The 5,373-nt window shown below is 70.6% G+C and carries 4 protein-coding genes; all 4 read left to right on the forward strand.

Annotated features, from left to right (window positions below; genetic code table 11):
- Nucleotides 1-997, forward strand: a 997-nt coding sequence (locus tag ACTIFU_RS16865) for an MFS transporter (protein WP_439579483.1), incomplete at its 5' end; no start/stop codon positions are given.
- Between the two features lie 138 nt (nucleotides 998-1,135).
- Complete coding sequence (locus tag ACTIFU_RS16870) at nucleotides 1,136-2,110, forward strand: TAXI family TRAP transporter solute-binding subunit (RefSeq protein ID WP_439579484.1); 975 nt, start codon at nucleotides 1,136-1,138, stop codon at nucleotides 2,108-2,110.
- A gap of 66 nt (nucleotides 2,111-2,176) precedes the next feature.
- Nucleotides 2,177-4,129, forward strand: a complete 1,953-nt coding sequence (locus ACTIFU_RS16875) for a TRAP transporter permease (RefSeq protein WP_439579485.1) — start codon at nucleotides 2,177-2,179, stop codon at nucleotides 4,127-4,129.
- Nucleotides 4,122-5,240, forward strand: a complete 1,119-nt coding sequence (locus ACTIFU_RS16880) for an enolase C-terminal domain-like protein (RefSeq protein WP_439579486.1) — start codon at nucleotides 4,122-4,124, stop codon at nucleotides 5,238-5,240. Before ACTIFU_RS16875 ends, ACTIFU_RS16880 begins: the two co-directional genes overlap by 8 nt.
- Nucleotides 5,241-5,373 lie beyond the last annotated feature (133 nt).

Below are 5,373 nucleotides of genomic sequence, written 5' to 3' on the forward strand. Positions count from 1 at the left end.
CGCGCTCGCCGGCATGGTCGACCGGCGCCGCCTGCTGGTGGCACTCGACCTCGTGCGCGTGCCGATCGCGCTCGTGCTCCCCTTCGTCTCGGCGGAATGGCACGTTTATGTCCTGATCGCGCTGCTGCAATCGGCCTCGGCGCTGTTCTCGCCGACGTTCCAGGCGACCATCCCCGACATCCTGACCGACGAGCGCGACTACACGCGCGCACTCTCGCTCGCGCATCTCGCCTATGACCTGGAGCAGCTCGCCAGCCCCGCGCTGGCCGCGGTCCTGCTGACCATGGTGCCGTTCCATGCGCTGTTCGCCGGCACCGCCGTCGGCTTCCTCGTCTCGGCCGCGTTCGTGCTGTCGGTGCGCCTGCCCGCGCCGGCGCCGGTTGGACGCGCCGGGTGGCTCGCCCGCGCGACGGCGGGGTTCGTCGTGTTCCTGCGCACGCCGCGGCTGCGCGGTCTGATGGCACTGAATCTTGCGGCCGCCGCGCCCGGTGCGATCGTGCTGGTGGATACCGTGCTGGTGGTGCGCGTCTTGCTCGGCCGGCCGGAGCAGGATGTGGCGCTCGCGCTCGCCTGTTTCGGCGCCGGCTCGATGACGGCCGCCCTCGCCCTGCCGCGCCTGCTGGACCATCTGCCGGACCGCACGGTGATGCTCGCGGCCGGGATGGCCGCGCCGGTCCTGCTCGGCGCCCTCGCGGCGGTGGAACTGCGCTGGACAGTTCTGCTCGCCGGCTGGGTGAGCATCGGGCTTTGCTACGGCACGATGATCACGCCGATGGGGCGGCTGCTGCGCCGCTCCGCCGCGCCGGATCAGCGGCCAGGGCTGTTCGCCGCGCAGTTCACGCTGGGCCATCTCGCCTGGCTGCTCACCTATCCGCTCGCCGGCTGGCTCGCGACGCGGCACGGCGTCGCCACGGCCTTCGGCGTGCACGGCGCGCTCGGCCTCGCGGGCGCGCTCGCGGCGGCGCTGCTCTGGTGGCGCGCCGATCCCCGCGGCTGATGCTCCAACCGCGTCCACCCAGCGGGTGGCCGAGCCCTGCGGAGCCGATTTCGCACCCATCGGAAACACCGGGTTGCCCCTCGCGCCGCGTCGCCGCATCATCGCGCCGAGGTGAGGCAAACCAATGGGGGATGGACCGTGACGACACGACGTTCACTGGTGCTGGCAGCCGCGGCGGCGATCGCGCTCGGCGGGCCGGCAAAGGCGCAGACCTACGAGATGGTGGCCGGCGCGCTCGGCGGCGGCTGGTACACGATGGCGACGGGGCTGTCGCAGATCCTGCAGGAGAACGTCTCCGGGCTGACGATCCGCGTCGTGCCGGGCGGCGGGCTCGGCAACCCGACGCGCGTGCAGAACGGCGTCAGCCAGATCGGCTTCGGGCTCGACTTCCTCGTGTCCTCGGCGATCAGGGGCGAGGCGCCGTATCGCGCCCCACACGACAAGATCTCGCATATCGGCGTGGGCTGGAGCCCGACCGAGCATCACATGCTGCGCCGGGCGGACGAGGGTCCGGCCGACATGAAGGCGATCCTGACGATGCGCGGCCTCAGGATCGGGACGCCGCAATCGACGTCCTCGGACACGCTGACGCTCATTCACATCCTGACTCACCTCGGCACGAGCTTCGACAAGATCCGCTCGGATGGCGGCCGCGTCGTGCAGGGCAGCTACACCGACATCGCCAACGCCTTCATGGATGGGCAGGTGGACTACGTCTATGTCGCGCTCGCCAGGCCGGCAGCGATGGTCGCCGAGGTGCAGCGCGGCCGCCGCCCGGCCACGCTGGTCGCCTTCCCGCAGGACATCCGGGAGCACCTCTCGCGCACCTACGGCTTCAGCCAGGGCGTGATCCCGGCGGGCACCTATCCGGCACCGATGCAGAGCGCCGAGGTTCCGGTCACGACCATGGACACCGTGCTGGTGGTGCCGACGGCGATGCCGGAGGAGGTCGTCTACAACATGATCAAGGCGGTGATCGCCAACCGCGCGCGGCTCGGCGGCATTCACCCGTCTATGGCGGCGTTCAACCCGGCGGTAGCGTGCAAGTATCCCGGCGCGCCGCTGCATCCGGGCGCACGCCGCGCCTTCGCCGAAGCCGGCTGCACGCTCTGACGCGGCACAGCTCGAGCGGCGGGCCGGGAGCGATCCCGGCCCGTCCTTGTTCGTAGCGGGCTGGGCATGCGCGAGCTCGCTGGTCCCTGGCGGCCGATCATCGCGCTGTACGCCGCGCTGGTCGGCTTTGCGCATTTCTGGCTGGGCGGCGCGGGGCTGATGGAGCTGGTCGCGCGCGAGGCGTTCGGTGCCGGGCGCTGGACGCAGGACGTGTTTCCGGTGCTGGAGCCGTTGCAGCTGCGCGGCTTCCACCTGCTGGCGCTGCTGCCACTGATCTTCCTGATCTATCCCGCCCGTCCCGGACGCAGCCCCGCAGCGCGACCGAGCCACCCCGATCTCGTGCTCGCGGCACTCTCCGCCGCCGCAAGCTTCTATTTCCTGGCCAGTGCGCGGCAGATCAACGCGCGCATGGAGTTCATCGACCCGCTGACGGAGCTCGAATGGTGGCTCGGAGTCATCGCGGTCGTCACGCTGCTCGAAGCGATCCGCCGGGCGGTCGCGCCGATCCTCGCGGGCATCGTGATCGTCTCGCTGATCTACATGCATGTCGGGCAGTGGCTGCCAGGCGTATTCAACACGCGCCCGTTCGATCTCGCGATGATCATCGAGACGGTCTACATCGTGCCGATCGTCGGTGGGATCTTCGGCCCGCTCACCGGCATCGTCGCCGGCACGATCGCGATGTTCATCCTGTTCGGTGCCTTCGTGCAGGGCTCGGGTACGGGTCGGCTGTTCTCGAACTTCGGGGCTGCCGTCGCAGGCCGCTTCGCGGGCGGGCCGGCGAAGGTGGCCGTGATCACCTCCGGCATGTTCGGCACGATGAGTGGCTCCACCGTCTCGAACGTGGCGACGACCGGCTCGATCACCATTCCGATGATGAAGCGGCTCGGCTATGCGCCGGCGGTCGCGGGCGGGATCGAGGCTGCCGCCAGCACCGGTGGGGCGATCATGCCGCCGGTGATGGGCGCGGCCGCCTTCGTGATGAGCGAGATCACCAACATCCCCTACGGCGAGATCATCGTCACGGCGGCGATCGGCGCGGTTCTGTATTTCTTCGCGATCTTCGTCTCGGTGCATTTCGAGGCGAAGCGGCTCGGGCTTGCGGCGATGGAGCCGGACACGATCCCGCCGTGGCGCGTGGTCGCGCGCGACGCCCACCTGATGCTGCCGATCGCGGTGCTGGTCTGGCTGCTGGTCGAGCGCTGGTCCGGCAACTTCGCGGCCTTCGCCGCGACCACCTTGATGATGGTCTGCGCGAGCGTCCGCTCGCACACGCGGATGGGACCGCGCGCGATCGTCGACGCCTTCGGCAATGCGGCGCGCACCATGGCGGTGCTGGCGGCCGCGGTGGCGGGCGCGGGGATCATCACCTCGGCGCTGACGGTGACGGGGCTGGTCGTCGCGTTCGGCGGCATCGTCAAGGGGCTCGCCGGCGGCAGTCTTGCCCTGCTCTGCCTGCTGCTGATGCTGACGGCGCTGATCCTCGGCATGGGCGTGCCGACCACGCCGGCCTATATCATCACTGCCGCCCTCGGCAGTCCGGTGCTGCAGGAGTACGGCGTCGATCTGCTCGCCGCGCACCTGTTCATGTTCTACTTCGCGGTGCTGGCGGACGCGACGCCGCCCGTGGCGGTCGCGTCCTACGCGGCGGCGGCGATCGCGGGTGCGAACCCGATGGCGACAGCGGTGCAGGCGCTGCGCTTCGCGCTCGCCGGGTTCGTGGTCGGCTATGCCTTCATCTACGACCAGGGCATCATCTGGCGCGGCGGCGTCGACCCCGTGGTCGAGGACACGGTGCCGCTGATCGCCGCGCTGACACTGGTCGGCGCGGCATTCGGCGGGTTCCTGCGCACGCGGCTCTCTGGCCCGGCGCGCGTGTTTGCGCTCGCCTGCGGGTTCGGCGCGGCGTTCGGGCACATGGTCTCGGATCACGCGCGGCTTGCCTTCTCGGTTGCCGTCCTGGCTCTGTTCTGGTTCGCTCCGCGTCTTTTCGCCGCACGCGAGGTGCGCCATGCCTGACCGGATCGAGCGGCTCCAGGTGTTCCGGATCGACAGCGAGATCGGCATGCGCCGCGCGCACGGCTCGGGCGAGATCGCACGCCGCGTCGGCCGGGTGATCGTGCGCCTCCTCACGACCGACGGGATCGAAGGGCTCGGCGAGGCCGCGCCCTGGGCGCCGTTCGGCAACACCGCCGATACCACCGCGGCTGCGATCGACGGTTGCTTGCGTGCGGTGCTCGAGGGCGACGACGCCACACGGATCGCTGCGCTCGCCGATGCGATGGACCATGCGCTGATGGGCCATCCGGAGGCGAAGGCCGCGGTCGAGATGGCGCTCTGGGACATCGCCGGGAAGCGGCTCGGCGCGCCCGTGCACGCGCTGCTCGGCGGCGTGGTGCGCGATACGATCCCGCTTTCGTTCTCGATCGCCGATCCGGACTTCGCCGCCGATCTCGACCGCGCACGTGCCATGGCCGAGGAGGGCATCGGCATCTTCAAGGTCAAGACCGGCTTCCTCACCCACGCCGACGATCTCGAACGGCTCTCCGCGCTGCGCGAGACCTGCCCGACCGCCGATATCCGTGCCGACTACAACCAGGGCCTCGCGCCCGAGGAGGCGCTGCGCTTCTGCCGCGACCTCGACGGCCTCGAGCTCGGCTTCATCGAGCAGCCGGTGCGCCGCGGGCAGGAGCGCGTGCTGGCGATGATCGCGGCCGCGCTGGATACGCCGGTGATGGCGGACGAGAGCGTCTTTTCCGCACGCGAGATGCTGGACTGCGCGCATGCCGGCTGGGCGGACTGCGTCTCGATCAAGCTGATGAAGGCGGGCGGGATCCTGCGCGCGCGCGAGGCTGACGCGGTCGCCGCGGCCGCCGGGCTGCCGACCTATGGCGGCACGCTGTGGGAGGGTGGGATCGCGCTGGCGGCCGCCGCTCACCTGATCGCCGCCACGCCCAACATCCGCCTCGGCTGCGAGTTCTACATGCCACGCTACGTGCTCGCCCGCGACATCACCGCCGAGCCGTTCGCCTATGAGGGCGGATCGGTGCGCGTCCCCGACGGTCCCGGCCTTGGCGTCACACTCGACGAGGACGCACTCGCTGCCGACCTGGTGGCTTCGCGCGGCTGACCTCTCTCGCTTGACCGCGTGCGGAACGTGTGCTGGCGTTCACGCGCAAGAAGGATACGGGAGGAAACCATGCGCAGGCGTGACTTCACGGCAGCGGCAGCGGCGCTGATGCCGGCTTGGGTGGTCGGTGCGG

Source organism: Elioraea sp. (assembly GCF_051860475.1).
In the GTDB taxonomy this organism is placed as follows: Bacteria; Pseudomonadota; Alphaproteobacteria; order Acetobacterales; family Acetobacteraceae; genus Elioraea.